Below are 15,615 nucleotides of genomic sequence, written 5' to 3' on the forward strand. Positions count from 1 at the left end.
CGTCCTCAGACGGAGGCCGTCTGCGCCGACTCGGCCACCTTCTCCAACTGGAACGCCTCGTTCCCGAGCCCGATCCGGGCGTGCACCTCGGGCTTGACCGAGCGCAGGACCACTCCGTACACGAGACCCGCGGCCAGGGCGACGCCGATGATCGCGGGCAGGATCCAGCTCAGCGCGGAGCCGGGGCCCGCGTCGATCAGGACGCCGAAGTCCTTTACGGTGTAGAAGGCGATCGCCAGGAGCGCGACGATGGCCAGCCCGGAGGAGACCAGCCGCGGGGCGTGGGCGCGTCCGGCGCCGCGCTTGACGAAGAAGGCGATGACGGCGCAGGAGGCGAGCGCCATCAGGGTGATGATGCCGAGCGCGCCGACACTGCCCATCCAGGTGAACAGGCGCAGCACCGGCGCCGTCGGGTCACCGGCCGGCTTGTCGTCGGTGAGGGCGAAGGCGGCGATGGCGGCCACGGAGATCAGGGACTGGAGGACGGAGCCGGAGGCGGGCGCCCCGCTGGCCCGGGTGGTACGGCCGAAGGTGGCGGGCAGCAGCCCCTCGCGGCCCATGGCGAAGGCGTAGCGGGCGACGACGTTGTGGAAACTGAGCAGCGCGGCGAACATGCCCGTCACGAACAGGACGTGCAGCACATCGGCGAAGGTGGCGCCGAGCCGCGCCTCGGTGAGTCCGAAGAGCAGGCCGGGGCCCTGTTCCGCCGAGGCCTTCACGATCGAGCCGGGTCCGGCGGCGACGGTCAGGGCCCAGGCGCTGAAGGCCAGGAACAGCGAGGCGTAGCCGACGGCCAGGAACATCACACGGGAGACGACGATCTGGGGGCGGTTGGTCTCCTCCGCGTACACGGGGGCCTGTTCACAGCCGACGAAGGCGGCGACGCAGAAGCAGAGCGCGGTGCCGAAGCCGGCGCCCGTGACGGTGCCGGGATCGAAGGCCGTGAAGGACAGGCCCTCGGGGCCCGGGGAGGAGAGGGTGGCGACGTCGAAGATGACCACGAGGACGCACTCGACGGCCAGCAGCACCCCGAGGACCTTGGCGTTGAGGTCGATCTTCAGCCAGCCGAGGTACCCGACGACCGCGGCGGCGCCGAGGGCCGGGACCCACCAGGGCACGGAGACGTCCAGATAGGTGGCGAGGAGCCCGGAGACCTCGAAGCCGAGCAGACCGTAGACGGCGAACTGCATGGCGCTGTACGCGACGAGCGCGAGGAGGGAGGCTCCGGCGCCCGCCGTCGGGCCGAGGCCGCGGGCGATGTACGCGTAGAAGGCGCCGGCGTTGTGGACGTGCCGGCTCATCTCCGCGTACCCGAAGCTGAAGAGCACGAGGACGATGCCGAGGATCACGTAGAGCAGCGGCTGGCCGACGATGCCCATGACGCCGAAGACGGTGGGCATGACGCCGGCGACCACCAGCATCGGCGCGCTCGCGGCGAGCACGGAGAGCAGCAGGCCCACCGTGCCGAGCCGGTTGGCGCGCAGCGCGCGGTCCTGCCCTTTGTACGTGTTGATCTCAGCGGTGCTCGGTCTGCCCGTCGACATGACAGGGGTGTCCTCTCGGAGTTCGGTAGCGCGGATCGGAACATGCGGAACAGCGGGGGTCGTTCGGAGCGGGTCGTACGGAGCCGGTCGTACGGAGCCGGTCGTACGGGACGGCCGTTCAGGCGGAGCCGAGCGCGGTGTCGCGCGCGGCGAGGAACGCGGTGTGCGGGTCGTGGTCCGGGTAGGCCCAGGGCGCCGGGGTGATGTGGCGGCCGATGCGGTGGAAGAGCGCGGCGGACTCGGCGAGCCGTCCGTCGTGGAACAGGGCGTGGGCCAGGAAGTTCAGGTCCACGCGGTTGCGTGGATGCTCCTCGCCCTCCCACTCCAGCCACCAGTCGAACGCGCCCTTGAGGACCTGGCGGGAGCGCCGTCCGGTCCAGTGCCCGGAGGCCGCGGGGTCGGCGGGCTCGTGTCCGGTGGCGGCGAGCACGCGGTAGCGCTCGGCGTGGGCGACGACGGGGAGCACGGAGAGCGGCGAGTCCGCGGGGGCCTGTTCTGCGGCCCAGGACGCGAAGTCGTAGACCTCGTGGAAGGCCTCGCGGCCGGGTTCGGTGGGGCGTTCGGCGAGCCGGGCCGCCATCAGGTGGTGCGCGTGGTGGTGGTCGGGGTGGCGGGTCCTGACCTCGTCGAAGAAGCGGGAGGTCTCTTCCTCGGTGCCGAGGGTGCGAGCGAGGAGCAGCAGGCCGAGCCAGGGGGTGGGGTCGGCGGGGGACCGCCGGATCGCTTCACGGCAGGCGTCCCTGGCGCGCTGTTCCCGCGCCCGGTCCTTGCTGTCCCGGGTGGCGCCGCCGTCCCTGCCGCCGGTACGGCCGCCGTCCTTCCCGCCGGTACGGCCACCGTCCTTCCCGCCGTCCTTCCCGCCGTCCTTGCCGTGGAGTACGGCGAGGACGTCGGCGCAGGCGAGCAGGGTGGCCGCGTCGGCGCTGTCGGGTTCGGCGAGGAGCCAGTCACCGGCCCAGGTGGCGGCGCCGGCGGCCTGGGCGAGCACGATGACGCGATGACCGCGCCGGTCCCAGTCGTCGCCGGTGGCGGCGAGCAGAGTGCGCGCTCGGGACCAGCGGCCTTGGGCCAACTGATCTCTCACGGCGCCCAGTTCGGCGTCGTCGAGGGCCGGATCGAAGAACTGGGCGGAGCGTAAGTTCCGTTGGGCCCGTCTTCGGGAACGGCCCAGGGGTGGCGGAGGCGGGGGCATTCCGCGTAATCCTCCAGGGCACATGTTCGAGCGATGATCGCGCACAGCCAACCGGAGGTAACGCTCCGCGTCAAGAGCCTATTTGTTACGTAGCCCCGCCAACTGGCCTACAGGGCAACGGCGTTGACACCTCGGGCATGACCCGTCCGGGGCCCGCCCGGACCGCGTCCGAGGCGCGGACGGCCGGGCGGGCCAGCCGTGACCTGCGAGTACGCCGGTCAACTGGCCGCCTGCGCACGGAGGTTGGGTCAGCCGATGTCGCGGGCCGCGGCCCGTCCCGCCGTACGCCCCGAGAAGATGCAGCCGCCCAGAAATGTGCCCTCCAGCGAGCGGTAGCCGTGCACCCCGCCGCCGCCGAACCCGGCCGCCTCGCCCGCCGCGTAGACCCCGGGCAGCGGGTCGCCCGCCGCGGTGAGCACCCGCGAGGACAGATCGGTCTCCAGGCCGCCGAGGGACTTGCGGGTCAGGATGTTCAGCCGTACGGCGACGAGCGGGCCCGCCTTCGGGTCGAGGATGCGGTGCGGGGGCGCGGTACGGATCAGCTTGTCGCCGAGGAACTTCCGGGCGCCCCGGATCGCCGTGACCTGAAGGTCCTTGGTGAAGGGGTTGGCGATCTCGCGGTCGCGCGCGGTGATCTCACGGCGCAGCGCGGCCTCGTCGATCAGCGGCTCCTCGGTGAGCGCGTTCATGCCGCGCACCAGGGCGCCGAGGTCCCGCTCGACGACGAAGTCGGCGCCCTTGTCCATGAACGCCCGTACGGGTCCCGGGACATCGGCGCGTGCCCGCCCGAGCACATCGCGGACGGACCTGCCGGTGAGGTCCGGGTTCTGCTCGGAGCCCGAGAGCGCGAACTCCTTGCCGATGATGCGCCGGTCGAGCACGAACCAGGTGTGTTCGTGGCCGGAGCGCATGATGTGCTCCAGTGTGCCGAGCGTGTCGAAGCCGGGGAAGAGCGGCACGGGCAGCCGCTTGCCGCGCGCGTCCAGCCAGAGCGAGGAGGGCCCCGGCAGGATGCGGATGCCGTGCCGGGCCCAGATCGGGTTCCAGTTCTCGATGCCCTCGGTGTAGTGCCACATCCGGTCGCCGTTGATGTGGTGCGCGCCCGCCGCCTCCGCGATGCCGAGCATCAGCCCGTCGACATGCGCGGGGACCCCGGAGAGCAGCTTCCTGGGCGGGGTGCCGAGCCGCTCGGGCCACTGGGCGCGCACCAGGTCGTGGTTGCCGCCGATGCCGCCCGAGGTGACGATCACGGCCTGGGCGCGCAGCGAGAAGGCGCCGGTGACCGTACGGCTGCTCGCGGTGCCACGAGGGACGTCGCTGGGTTCCAGGGTCTCGCCGGTCACGGTGTCCACGGCGCCCGCCGTCGAGCCGAGGCCGGTGACGCGGTGGCGGAAGCGGAAGGTCACCAGGCCCCGGGCGACGCCCGCGCGCACCCGCCGCTCGAAGGGTGCGACGACGCCGGGTCCGGTGCCCCAGGTGATGTGGAAGCGCGGTACGGAGTTGCCGTGGCCGGTCGCGTCGTACCCGCCGCGCTCAGCCCAGCCCACCACCGGGAAGAACCGCATGCCCTGGCCGTGCAGCCAGGAGCGCTTCTCGCCCGCCGCGAAGTCGACGTACGCCTCGGCCCACTTGCGCGGCCAGTGGTCCTCGGGACGGTCGAACCCGGCCGTACCGAGCCAGTCCTGGAGGGCGAGGTCGCGGCTGTCCTTGACGCGGAGTCTGCGCTGTTCGGGCGAGTCGACGAAGAAGAGCCCGCCGAAGGACCAGTGCGCCTGCCCGCCGATCGACCCCTCGGGCTCCTGGTCGAGGACGATGACGGAGCGGCCCGCGTCGACCAGTTCGGCGGTGGCGACCAGGCCCGCGAGGCCGGCCCCGATCACGATCACATCGGCGTCGTACGCCATGGTTTCCATCCTTCACGGGCCGGGCGGGTGAGTGGTCCGATCTTCCGTACGGGCGAGTAACGAGTCAACTGGTTGGATGGACGCCATGAGTGCCGCGGACGAGATCCTGGACATAGTCGACGAGAACGATCACGTCATCGGGCAGGCGCCGCGCGGGGAGGCCTATGCGAAGGGCCTGATCCACCGCTGTGTCTTCGTGTTCGTACGCGACCCGGAGGGCCGGGTCTTCGTCCACCGCAGAACGCCGGTCAAGCTGGCCTTCCCCTCGATGTACGACATGTTCGTGGGCGGGGTCGTCGGCACGGGCGAGGGGTACGACGAGGCGGCGCTGCGCGAGGCGGAGGAGGAGCTGGGGGTGTCGGGGCTCGACCGCCCCGTACCGCTGTTCTCGTTCCTCTACACGTCCGCCGAGCCCGGCGGGTGCCGCTGGTGGTCGCGGGTGTACGAGGTGGTCTGCGCGCTGCCGGTGCGGCCCCAGGTGGAGGAGATCGCCTGGCACGCCTTCGTCCCGGAGGAGGAGCTGGAGCGCCGGCTGGCCGGCGGGCCCGGCGGGTGGGCGTGGGTGCCGGACGGCGTCGAGGCGTACGAACGGCTCAAGGCGCTGCGCGCGGGGCCCACGCCACGCGCGTAGGGTGCGGCGGGTGATCGACTTTGCACGGAGCCTCCGGCTGTGGTTCTCGCCCCGGCGGATCGGCGAGGAGGGCACGACCCCCGACTACCGCTTCTCGCTGGCCAACGAGCGGACGTTTCTGGCCTGGATCCGAACGGCGCTCGCGCTGGTCGGCGGCGGGTTCGCGGTCGACCAGTTCCTGCCCGACCTGCGCTGGGGCGTACGGGCCGGGCTCTCGGTGGCCCTGCTCGCGGCGGGGGCGCTGTGCGCGCTGCGCGCGGTCAACCACTGGGTGCGGTGCGAGCGGGCGATGCGGCGCGGTGAGGACCTGCCGGTCTCCGCCTTTCCCACGCTGCTGAGCCTGGCGGTGGGGGTGGTCGCGGTGGCGATGCTGGTGATCGTCGTCCTGGGCCGGGCCGGGTGACGGCCCCGGCGGCCCCGGAGCGCGATCCGGGGCTCCAGCCGGAACGCACCCGGCTGGCGTGGCGCCGTACGACGCTCTCCTGCACGGTGGTGGCGATCCTGGGGGCCCGCCAGGCCGTCCACGGCGGCGCGGACGCGGCGGGGCTGACGGGCGCGGCCCTGAGCGCCCTGGTCTGGCTCGGCTTCCTGGGTGTGGCGCACCGGCGGCTGAGGGCGCTGGAGGCGGCGAGGCCGCCGCGTCTCTCGGAGCGGGGCGCGCTCACGGCGGCGGCCTGCACCCTGCTGCTGGCGGCGTTCGCGGTGACGGTGCTGGTCTGACGGCGGTGGCGCCGCCCGGCCGGGTCAGTCCGTGGTGACGATCACCTTGCCGCCGGCGCCGCCCGCCTCCGCGAAACGGAACGCGTCCACGGCCTGCTCCAGAGGGAACGTCCGCGCCACCCCCACCGACAGCACGCCCTGTTCCGCGAGGCCCGCCAGCTCCGTCAGATCGGCGGCGTCGGGACGGACGAAGGCGTAGCCGCCGCCCAGGTCGGCGACGCCGGCGTCCGCGATGGAGGCCAGCCGGCCGCCGGGCGCGAGCATCCCGGGCGTGGCGCGGAGGAGGTCACCGCCGATGATGTCGAACGCCGCGTCCACACCGTCCGGGGCCAGGGCCCGTACCTGGGCGGCCAGATCGTCCCCGTACGTGACGGCCTCGCCGCCGAGCGCCCGGATGTGGTCCTGGCCGCAGGCGCGTGCGGCGCCGATGACCCGGGCGCCGAGGTGACGGGCGAGCTGGACGGCGACCGAGCCGACCGCGCCGGCCGCCGCGTGGACGAGCACGGTCTCGCCGGGCCGCACCCGCAGCACCCGGTGGAGCACCTGATGGGCGGTGAGTCCGACCAGCGGCAGCCCGGCCGCCTCCGCGAACGCGAGCGAGCTGGGCTTGTGCGCGAGGGTCCGGACCGGGGCGGCCACGTACTGCGCGAAGGTGCCCCGGGAGAGGAAGTCCTCGCGGACGTACCCGATGACCTCGTCCCCGGCGGCGAACCCGGTGACCGCCGCGCCGGGCCGGACGACGACCCCGGCAACGTCCCACCCGGGGATCACCGGGAAGACGGTGTCGAGGATCCCGTCGAGATAGCCCTCGCGGCACTTCCAGTCGACGGGGTTCACGGCCGCGGCCCGCACCTCGACCAGCACGGAGTCGGGGCCGACCTTCGGCTCGGGATGGTCGCCGTACTCCAGGACCTCGGGGCCGCCGTAACGGCGGTAGCTGATGGCCTTCATACCCCGCAGCCTCTGCCGCCCGCACGCCTCGCGCAAGCCGGAACGATCTGTTCCCGCCACGGCGGCGAAGGGCGGCGGCACCGGCCACCACCGACGATTCCGCCGCGCGGAGGTTCCGTCCCGGCTCCTTTCGGAGATCGTGCCGTCCCGAGGAACAAGGGGTGTCCGTCGTCACCGTCGACCGGTCGAAGGGGACGGAGCCGAGGACATCCAGCTCCTGGCTCCTGGCACCTGACACCTGACACAGTTGCCGCAACCCGCTGAAGTCCTGGTTCAAGCCGGACTCACGTCAAGGGCCCGACCCGGGAGTTCAGGAAGTCGCCCGAAGGTGATCAGCCCGAGCCCGGTCCGGTACGTGGCGGCGCCCTTCCGGGCCGGGGGCGGTTGTCCTGGGGTGTCCGTCAACTGGCAAGCTCAGGGGGAGCTTTCCACCCCCACAGGAGTTCCGATGCCTGCCACCGATCCGTACACCGTCCGTCTCGCTCCCGGAGTGCACGCCTATGTCCAGCCCGACGGCGGCTGGTGTCTGAACAACGCCGGTTTCATCAGTGACGGCGGCGCGACGCTGCTCGTCGACACCACGGCCACCGAACGGCGGGCCCGGCTGCTGCGCGAGGCGATCCTGCTGGCCGGGGTCGAACTGCCTCGTACCATCGTCACCACGCACCACCACGGCGATCACACCTACGGCAACGGTGTGTTCCTGCCGGAGGCCACCGTCGTCGGTCATGAGGCGTGCCGGAGCGAGCAGCTCGCGGCGGGCCATCAGCTCCATCTGATCTGGCCCCAGACGGACTTCGGGGACATCGGCATCATCGCCCCGAGTGTGACCTACAGCGACCGGCTCACCCTTCACATAGGGGAGACCGAGGTACGGGTGATCCATCCGGGCGTGGCACACACGCTCGGGGACTCGGTCGTGCATCTGCCGGAGCACGGCATCGTCTTCACCGGCGACCTGGTCTTCCAGGGCGGCACGCCGTTCGTCCCGATGGGTTCGCTGCGCGGCTCCCTGCGGGCGCTGGACCTGCTGCGTTCGCTGGACGCGTCCGTGGTCGTACCGGGCCATGGCCCGCTCACCGACCCCTCCGCGTACGACACGACCGAGCGCTATCTCCGGTATGTCACCGAGCTGGCCGAGGCGAGCTACGCCCAGGGGCTCACCCCGCTGGAGGCCGCGCGCCGGGCCGACCCCGGGGAGTTCGGGAAGCTGCGCGAGAGCGAGCGGCTGGTGGCCAATCTGCACCGCGCCTATGCCGAGCTGGCCGGGGAACCCGAAGGATCACCGCTGGATCTGATCACCGTCATCACGGACATGACGACGATGAACGACGGCGTGCCCATGGCCTGCCACGCCTGATCCGCCCCCACCCCCGGGGCGCCTGGGCGGCCCCGGGGGCGACAGGCACTGGACGACATACCGACTGGTCGGCATCATGGGAGCGTCCGCCCGCCCGCCTGTCCGCCCGTCCACGGAGGTACGCCCGATGAGCCCAGCCCCCACGCCAGGACTCGATCCCGAGCGGCTCCGCGGCCATCTCGACCGAGTGCTACCCGGCCTGGTGGGCGGCCCGCTCGACGCGCGGCTGATCGAGGGCGGCCGGTCGAACCTGACGTACGCCGTCACGGACGGGACCGGCCGCTGGGTGGTCCGCAGGCCCCCGCTGGGCCATGTGCTGGCCACCGCGCACGACATGAAGCGTGAGCACCGGGTGATCGAGGCGCTGCACCCGACCGCCGTGCCCGTCCCCGAACCGCTGCTGCTCTGCGAGGACGAGTCGGTGCTCGGGGCTCCGTTCTACGTCATGGAGCATGTGACAGGCACGCCGTACCGTACGGCCGAACAGCTCGCCCCGCTCGGTCCCGAGCGCACCCACGCCGCCGTGCTCGCCCTGGTCGACACCCTGGTCGAGCTGCACGCCGTCGCCCCCGCCGCCGTCGGGCTCGGGGACTTCGGCCGGCCGGAGGGCTTTCTCGACCGGCAGCTCCGCCGCTGGGGCAAGCAGCTCGACGCGTCCCGCAACCGCGAACTGCCCGGCATCGACGAACTCCAGGCGGCGCTCGGCCGGTCCCTGCCCCTCTCCCCCGCACCCACCGTGATCCATGGCGACTACCGGCTCGACAACGTCCTGCTCGGCGCGGACGACCGGATCAACGCCGTACTGGACTGGGAGATGTCCACGCTCGGAGACCCGCTCACCGATCTCGGACTGCTGGTGATGTACAGCGCGCCCCTGGAGGTGACGGGCTCCCCGATCAGTACGACGGCCGGGGCCGCGGGCCATCCCACCCCGGGTGAACTGATCGAGCGGTACGCGGCGGGCTCGGGGCGGGACACGGCCGGCATCTCCTGGTACACGGCTTTCGCCTGGTTCAAGCTCGCCGTGATCCTGGAGGGCATCCACTACCGCTACACCCTCCACCAGACCGTGGGACCGGGCTTCGACCGGATCGGCGCCCTCGTCCCCGTCTTCATCGAGCACGGTCTCACCACCCTCCAGGAAGGCTGAGTACCCCTGATGGACTTCGCATTCGACGCCCGCACCGAAGAGCTGCGGGCCAGGCTGCTCACCTTCATGGACGAGCACATCCACCCCGCCGAGGAGGTCGCGCGGGAGCAGCGGTCCCGGCTGGCCGACCCGTGGGGCACCCCGGCGGTGGTCGAGGAGCTGAAGGCCGAGGCGCGCGGGCAGGGACTGTGGAACCTCTTCCTTCCGGACGGCGAGTACGGGGCCGGGCTGACCAATCTCCAGTACGCGCCGCTCGCCGAGATCACCGGCCGCTCCCCCGAACTGGCCCCCACCGCGCTGAACTGCGCGGCCCCCGACACCGGAAACATGGAGGTGCTCGCCCAGTTCGGCTCGGAGGAGCAGCGCAAGCAGTGGCTGGAGCCGCTGCTCGCCGGGGAGATCCGGTCGGCGTTCGCGATGACGGAGCCGGAGGTCGCCTCGTCCGATGCGACCAATGTCCGCACCAGCGTCCGGCGGGACGGCGACGAGTATGTCGTCAACGGCCGCAAGTGGTACATCTCCGGGGCGATGAACCCGGCCTGCGCGGTCTTCATCGTGATGGGCAAGACCGATCCGGACGGCGCCGACCCGCGCCGCCAGCAGTCGATGATCCTTGTCCCCCGTGACACCCCGGGTGTCGAGGTGCGCCGGGGGATGCGGGTGTACGGCTACGAGGACCACTCGCACGGGGGCCACGCCGAGGTCTTCTTCGAGAACGTACGGGTGCCCGCCTCGCATCTGGTCGGTGAGGAAGGTGGCGGATTCGCCATCGCGCAGGCCAGGCTGGGGCCCGGCCGTATCCACCATTGCATGCGGCTGATCGGCATGGCGGAGCGGGCGATCGAGCTGATGTGCCGCCGGGCCCTGTCCCGGACGGCGTTCGGGAAGCCGATCGCCGAGCAGGGGGTCGTCCAGAACTGGATCGCGGACGCCCGGGTGACGGTCGAACAGCTCCGGCTGCTCGTGCTCAAGACGGCCTGGCTGATGGACACCGTCGGCAATCGCGGGGCGCACGCGGAGATCCAGGCCATCAAGATCGCGACGCCGCGAGCGGTCGTGGACATCATCGACTCGGCCGTCCAGTTGCACGGCGCGGGCGGCGTCAGCCAGGACTTCCCGCTGGCGGAGCTGTGGGCCTCGGCACGGACGCTCCGGCTGGCGGACGGCCCCGACGAGGTCCACCAGCGCTCGCTGGCCCGGCGGGAGTTGAAGAAGTACCGGTGAGCCTCCGTTCAGTGGTCGACGGTTCGCGGAAGGGGCAGCAGGCCCAGGGACTGGGCGCGCATGACGGTGGAGAGCCGGTCGCAGGTGCCCAGCCTGCGGTAGATGCCCTCGATGTGCTTGTGGGCGGTGCGCGGTGAGATGTGGAGCCGGTGGGCGATCGCCGTGGCGGGCAGGGCCTTGGCGAGCAGCGTCAGTACGGCGTGCTGACGCGGCGTGAGCCCCGCCTCCACCGCCCGCTCGGCCGACGCGGCTCCGTAACCGGTACGGGCCCCGGCAGCGGCACCCGTACCGATGCACGCACCCGCCCCGGCTCCGACACCGGCGGAGACCCGGGCCGGGACCGGAACCGGCTCCGATGCCTGGCCGGTAGCCGCCCGGCCATGAGCAGCCCCGTCCGGAGCCCTCCCGTCCGGAGCCGCCCGCCAGCGTGCCAGCGCGCGGTAGTGGCAGTCGATACCGACAAGAAGAGGCTGCACACGGCCCGCGTACGCGCGTTCCTCGGCGGTGAAGTCGTCGCGCTCGTGGTGGAGGACGAAGCCCCGGGCGACCCCGGCGGGGGCCGGCAGCGGGATGGCGAGCATATGGGCGCCCAGCGTCCCCCGCGCCAGCCGGTGGCTCCTGCTGCGCAGCCACGACCCCTCGCCCATGAGCTCGCTCGCCGTACGCGGAGTGCGGTCGGGTGTGGACGCGTAGTGCGCCACCAGCGGGTTGCCGGCCCGGACCTGGCGGGCCAACAGGGAGTCGAGCAGCCCCGGGGAGACCGGGAACGCCGTCCTCCATGCCTCCACCCGCCCCGTCCGCTCCGCGTACCGGGCCTGGGCGAGGGAGGCCGCCGGGGAGTGCAGCCCCCGGGTCAGCTCCGCCAGGACCAGGGGCCACGGCGGCTCAGGATCGGCTCGCTCCAGCACGGCGACGGCCAGGCCGAGCATCTGCGCGTACTCATGCCACAGGACGGTGCCCATCGATATCCCCCCGTGCCCGCACGACCGTCATTGACCGTACGTACCCTTTCCATCACTCTCCGCGCCCACACCCACCCGCACTCGCGCCCCGATCCGGCCCCTCAGCCGTCGGCGGTCAGCAGGGCACCACGTAGTAGACCGGGGTCCAGCTCGCCGTGCCGGTGCCCGGCGCCACATGGCTCCAGCGCTCCGAGCGGTCGGAGTTCAGGAAGCGCGCCCTGGTGCCCCTGGTCTGGTTGTTGTTGAAGGTTCCGTCGCCGGTCCACGACAGGCTGTAGGTGCCGCACCGGTAGTAATCGAGCGTGTTGCCGCCCCGGTACAGACAGAGGTGTCCGGATCCGCAGGCGGCGGGCAGACGATTGCTCACCGGCGGCAGCGCCAGGTCACGCGCGGACCGCTGACCGGGGGCCGCGACCGTGACATCACCGCCCGGCATGGTGATCCTGTTGGCGGAGACCTGCTTGCTCCCCGCCAGTCTGCCCAGATAGCCGTCGACCCGTTCCTGGAGGTCGGCCGCCTGATCACGGGTCAGGCCGGCCCGGTCGGTCTGGGCCGCATAGGTCTGCGGAGCCTGGTCCGGAGTAGCCTGCGCCCCCGCCGGCGCCGTCATCACACTCGCGGCGAGCGCCCCCGCGGCGACCGCCCCGACCGCGGCCTTCAGCATGAACGCACGGATCCTGTTCATCGATCCCCCTGGGTCTTCCTCTTGCTCTTCCCGCCCGGAACTCTGACATTCCGTAGCGCCAACACCACTTATCGTGACGAACGCGCTCGGCGGGTCGCAATGCGTACAAGTACGTATGGCGCGGAAGTGGCCGGGGATGCAGAGTGCGTCAGGGGCGCAGCGCGCGCAGCAGCAGGTCCGCGAGGTGGTCCGCGACCTCGGCCGGGGTGAGCGGGCCGTCCGGCCGGTACCAGGTGGAGAGGTGGTGGACCGAGCCGAAGTGGTAGTCGACGACGAGGTCGGCCGGCGTGGCGGTGGAGAAGACCCCGGCGCGCTGACCCTCCTCGATCAGCGCGCGGAACCGCTCGTGATAGCGGCGCCGTTCCGTCCGTACCTGCTTGTTCTTCTCCGGGCTGAGGTGGTGCATGGAGCGGAAGAAGATCGCGGCGTCGTCCAGGTTGTCGATGGTCGTCACGACGACATCGGCGGCGGCGTCCCGCAGTCGCCGCTCCACCGGCCCCTCCGCGTTCGCGAACCCGTCGAGCCGCTCCTGCTGGAGGCGGAGCACCCGGGCGTAGACCTCCTGGAGAAGGTCCTCCTTGGAGCCGAAGTAGTGGTAGAGCGCGCCCTTGGTGACGCCGGCGGCCTCGACGATCTCCTGGACGGACGTCCGGTCGTAGCCGCGCTCGGCGAAGAGCCGGGTGGCGGCGGCCAGCAGCCGCCGCGGGACGGGCTCGCCGTGTCCGTCCGTCGTCCTGGCCATCTGCCACCACCCGCCTTCCGCTCCGTGTCACCCCCGGGCGGCCCCCTACGGGACCGGTGAGGGACTGTCCCCGCCTGGGACGCTCATCAACGGAAACGCAGTTCCCGCCTGAGGATCTTCCCACTCGTGGTCTTGGGCAGCTCGGGCAGTATCTCGACCTCCCGCGGGTACTTGTACGCGGCGAGCCGCTCCCGGCAGTACGCGGTCAGTTCGGCGGGCTCCACCGTGGCACCGGGCCGGGTGCTGACGTACGCCTTGACGCTCTCGCCCCGATAGGCGTCGGGGACACCGATCACCGCGGCCTCGCGCACCGCCGGATGGGTGTAGAGCACGTCCTCGACCTCGCGCGGCCAGACCTTGAAGCCCGACGCGTTGATCATGTCCTTCTTGCGGTCGACGACGTAGAGCCAGCCGTCCGGGTCCATGAAGCCGATGTCGCCGGTGCGCAGTTCGCCGTCCGGGAACGCCTCGGCGGTGGCCGCCGGGGCGTTCCAGTAGCCGGTGACGACCTGGGGGCCGCGTACCGCGATCTCCCCCGGCTCCCCGAACGGGCACTCCTCGCCCTTCTCGTCGATGATCCGTACGACCGTGTCGGGCCCCGGCACCCCGACCGAGAGCGTCCCGGAGACCGGGTCCACCGGGGCCTCCCACTGGGGCGGTACGGAGGCGCAGGGCGCGGTGCACTCGGTGAGGCCGTACCCGTTGCGCAGATAGGGACCGAGCCCCGCGCGGAACTTCTCGACCAGCGCGGGCGGCAGCGGCGCGCCGCCCGAGGAGATCACCTGGAAGGAGGCGAAGTGTTCGCGGGTGACGTCCGGGTGGGCGGCGAGCGCCATGAAGGCGGTGGCGGGGCCGACGGTGTACGCGGGCCGGTGCTCGGCGAACGCGTCGAGGACGACGCCGGGCTGGAAGCGGTACGCGAGGGCCAGGGTGCCCGCGTTGGCGACGCACGCCGCGAGTTCGCAGACCATGCCGGTGATGTGGAAGAGCGGCGCGAGCGCGAAGTAGCAGGCGCCTTCGGCGAGGGGGTGGCCGGCCCGCTGCCGTTCGGCGTTGACCATGATGTTGTGGTGGGAGTTCATGGCTCCCTTGGGTTTGCCGCTGGTCCCGGAGGTGTAGCTGATCAGCGCGGTGTCGCCGGCGACCGGGTCGCGTCCGGCGGGCGCGGCCGAGCCGCCGCGGGCCACGGCCAGCAGGTCGTCGGTGTCGGTGGGCGGCGGCTGCCGCGGGAAGCCGAGGACGCGGGGGTCGTCGCGGGTCTGGAAGTCCAGTTCGCAGGCGGTGAGGGCGATCCGTACGGGCGAGTCGGCGGCCGTCTCGCGCAGGAACGCCTCCCAGGTCCGGTCCGCGCAGATCACGGCGGTGACCTGGGCGTCTGCGAGGACATGGGCGACCTCGGCGGACTTGTACATGGGGTTGAGCGGGACGACGGTCGCGCCCGCCTTCCATGCGCCGAGCAGGGCGAGGACGAAGTGCGGGGTGTTCTGGAGCATGATCGCGACGCGGTCCCCGCGGGCGAGGCCCCGGGCGGCGAGATGACCGGCCACGGAGTCGGACAGCGTGTCCGTCTCCCGGTAGTCGAGCCGGCCGTCGAAGTAGGCGAGGGCGGTGCGCTCCGGCGTGCGCCGGGCGGCGGAGCGCAGCGCGTGCACGAGCGAGGCGGGCGGGTCGACCGGGGCCCGCTGGGCCTCGCTGAGCCGGCCGAGCCAGGGCTTGGCGGAGTAGCGGGAGGCGGTGGTCACGAGGCGGCTCCCTCCCACTTCTGCTGGATGTGGTTCATGGTGGAGAGCCAGCGATCGGGGTCGCCGGCGCGCGCCGCGTAGAAGCCCGCGACCTCGGGATGCGGCAGGACGAGGAAACGGTCCTTCGCCATGGCGTCGAAGAGGGCGTCGGCGACGGCCTCCGGTTCGATCGCGGTGGGCATGAGGACAAGCTCACCCGCGCTCCCGGTGGCGGCGAGCATGTCGGTACGTACACCCTGCGGGCAGATGGCGTGGACCTTGAGCCCGCGGTGACGGTAGGTCAGCGACAGCCATTCGGCGTAGGCGAGCGCGCCGTGCTTGGTGACGCTGTACGGGGCCGCGCCGATCATGGTGAGCAGCCCGGCGGCGGAGACCGTGGAGACGAACCGGCCCGTGCCCCGCTCCAGCCAGTCGGGCAGCAGGGCGCGGCTCGCCCGGACATGCGCCATGACGTTGACGTCCCAGGCACTCTCCCAGACGTCCTCGGCGGTGAACGCGTCGCCGCCGGCGCCTATGCCGGCGTTGGCGCAGTAGATGTCGACGGTGCCGCCGAGGGCGTCGCGGGCCTCGGCCACGACGAGGGAGGCGTCGCCGGGGACGGCGGTGGCGCCGATCTCGTCGGCGACGGCGGCGGCCTTCCCGGCGTCGAGGTCGTTGACCACGACGCGGGCGCCCTCGGCCGCGAATCTGCGGGCGAGGGCGGCGCCGATGCCGCCGCCGGCTCCTGTGACCACAACCCCCGCACCGTGCACCGCGCTCATCGGGCCTGCCTTTCTGGCGTTCCGTTTCCGTCACGGAGTTCCGGACT

Annotated in this window: 15 protein-coding genes; 6 read left to right on the forward strand and 9 right to left on the reverse strand. The window is 72.3% G+C overall.

The genetic code is table 11. From position 1 onward, the window contains the following. Positions 1–5: 5 nt before the first annotated feature. The 3 genes from ACIQ7D_RS20780 to ACIQ7D_RS20790 form a co-directional block, all read right to left on the reverse strand. Positions 6–1,544, reverse strand: a complete 1,539-nt coding sequence (locus ACIQ7D_RS20780) for an APC family permease (RefSeq protein ID WP_403939533.1) — start codon at positions 1,542–1,544, stop codon at positions 6–8. Positions 1,545–1,662: 118 nt separating this feature from the next. Next, a complete protein-coding gene (locus tag ACIQ7D_RS20785) occupies positions 1,663–2,736 on the reverse strand; it encodes a hypothetical protein (RefSeq protein WP_403939536.1) in 1,074 nt (357 codons plus the stop codon). A gap of 248 nt (positions 2,737–2,984) precedes the next feature. Then, the gene (locus ACIQ7D_RS20790) at positions 2,985–4,640 is read right to left on the reverse strand and encodes an FAD-binding dehydrogenase (RefSeq protein WP_403939538.1); all 1,656 of its coding nucleotides are present in this window, start codon (positions 4,638–4,640) and stop codon (positions 2,985–2,987) included. 85 nt (positions 4,641–4,725) lie between these two features. Between ACIQ7D_RS20790 and ACIQ7D_RS20795 the strand changes: the two genes are divergently transcribed. From ACIQ7D_RS20795 to ACIQ7D_RS20805, 3 genes are read left to right on the forward strand one after another with little or no spacing between them, the layout of a single operon-like run. Next, positions 4,726–5,271: an NUDIX domain-containing protein gene (locus ACIQ7D_RS20795; protein WP_403939708.1), complete on the forward strand. Its 546-nt coding sequence runs from the start codon at positions 4,726–4,728 to the stop codon at positions 5,269–5,271. A gap of 10 nt (positions 5,272–5,281) precedes the next feature. Then, entirely contained in the window at positions 5,282–5,674 is a 393-nt protein-coding gene (locus tag ACIQ7D_RS20800; RefSeq protein ID WP_403939540.1) for a YidH family protein, read from the forward strand. Then, entirely contained in the window at positions 5,671–5,991 is a 321-nt protein-coding gene (locus tag ACIQ7D_RS20805) for a DUF202 domain-containing protein (protein WP_403939542.1), read from the forward strand. Before ACIQ7D_RS20800 ends, ACIQ7D_RS20805 begins: the two co-directional genes overlap by 4 nt. A 24-nt stretch (positions 5,992–6,015) precedes the next feature. Here ACIQ7D_RS20805 and ACIQ7D_RS20810 read toward each other — a convergent pair whose 3' ends face one another. Further along, positions 6,016–6,942 (reverse strand): NADP-dependent oxidoreductase, encoded by a 927-nt coding sequence (locus tag ACIQ7D_RS20810; protein ID WP_403939544.1) that lies wholly within the window; start codon positions 6,940–6,942, stop codon positions 6,016–6,018. A 448-nt stretch (positions 6,943–7,390) separates the two neighbouring features. Here ACIQ7D_RS20810 and ACIQ7D_RS20815 point away from each other — a divergent pair, with 448 nt between their 5' ends. From ACIQ7D_RS20815 to ACIQ7D_RS20825, 3 genes are all read left to right on the forward strand, one after another. Next, complete coding sequence (locus tag ACIQ7D_RS20815; protein ID WP_403939546.1) at positions 7,391–8,302, forward strand: MBL fold metallo-hydrolase; 912 nt, start codon at positions 7,391–7,393, stop codon at positions 8,300–8,302. 127 nt (positions 8,303–8,429) lie between these two features. Next, a complete protein-coding gene (locus ACIQ7D_RS20820) occupies positions 8,430–9,452 on the forward strand; it encodes a phosphotransferase family protein (protein ID WP_403939547.1) in 1,023 nt (340 codons plus the stop codon). 9 nt (positions 9,453–9,461) lie between these two features. After that, positions 9,462–10,676 (forward strand): acyl-CoA dehydrogenase family protein, encoded by a 1,215-nt coding sequence (locus ACIQ7D_RS20825; protein ID WP_403939549.1) that lies wholly within the window; start codon positions 9,462–9,464, stop codon positions 10,674–10,676. 8 nt (positions 10,677–10,684) lie between these two features. Here the strand turns inward: ACIQ7D_RS20825 and ACIQ7D_RS20830 are convergent, their stop codons facing one another. The 5 genes from ACIQ7D_RS20830 to ACIQ7D_RS20850 all read right to left on the reverse strand — a co-directional run bounded on the left by ACIQ7D_RS20830 (position 10,685) and on the right by ACIQ7D_RS20850 (position 15,568). Further along, entirely contained in the window at positions 10,685–11,638 is a 954-nt protein-coding gene (locus tag ACIQ7D_RS20830; RefSeq protein WP_403939551.1) for a response regulator transcription factor, read from the reverse strand. Positions 11,639–11,753: 115 nt separating this feature from the next. Next, positions 11,754–12,323 (reverse strand): hypothetical protein, encoded by a 570-nt coding sequence (locus tag ACIQ7D_RS20835; protein ID WP_403939553.1) that lies wholly within the window; start codon positions 12,321–12,323, stop codon positions 11,754–11,756. A 148-nt stretch (positions 12,324–12,471) separates the two neighbouring features. Then, positions 12,472–13,065 (reverse strand): TetR/AcrR family transcriptional regulator, encoded by a 594-nt coding sequence (locus ACIQ7D_RS20840; RefSeq protein WP_403939556.1) that lies wholly within the window; start codon positions 13,063–13,065, stop codon positions 12,472–12,474. 86 nt (positions 13,066–13,151) lie between these two features. Beyond that, a complete protein-coding gene (locus tag ACIQ7D_RS20845) occupies positions 13,152–14,807 on the reverse strand; it encodes a class I adenylate-forming enzyme family protein (protein ID WP_403939558.1) in 1,656 nt (551 codons plus the stop codon). Further along, positions 14,804–15,568, reverse strand: a complete 765-nt coding sequence (locus ACIQ7D_RS20850; protein WP_403939559.1) for an SDR family oxidoreductase — start codon at positions 15,566–15,568, stop codon at positions 14,804–14,806. Before ACIQ7D_RS20850 ends, ACIQ7D_RS20845 begins: the two co-directional genes overlap by 4 nt. Positions 15,569–15,615: the final 47 nt, after the last annotated feature.

Source organism: Streptomyces sp. NPDC096310, assembly GCF_044763125.1.
Taxonomy (GTDB): domain Bacteria; phylum Actinomycetota; class Actinomycetes; order Streptomycetales; family Streptomycetaceae; genus Streptomyces.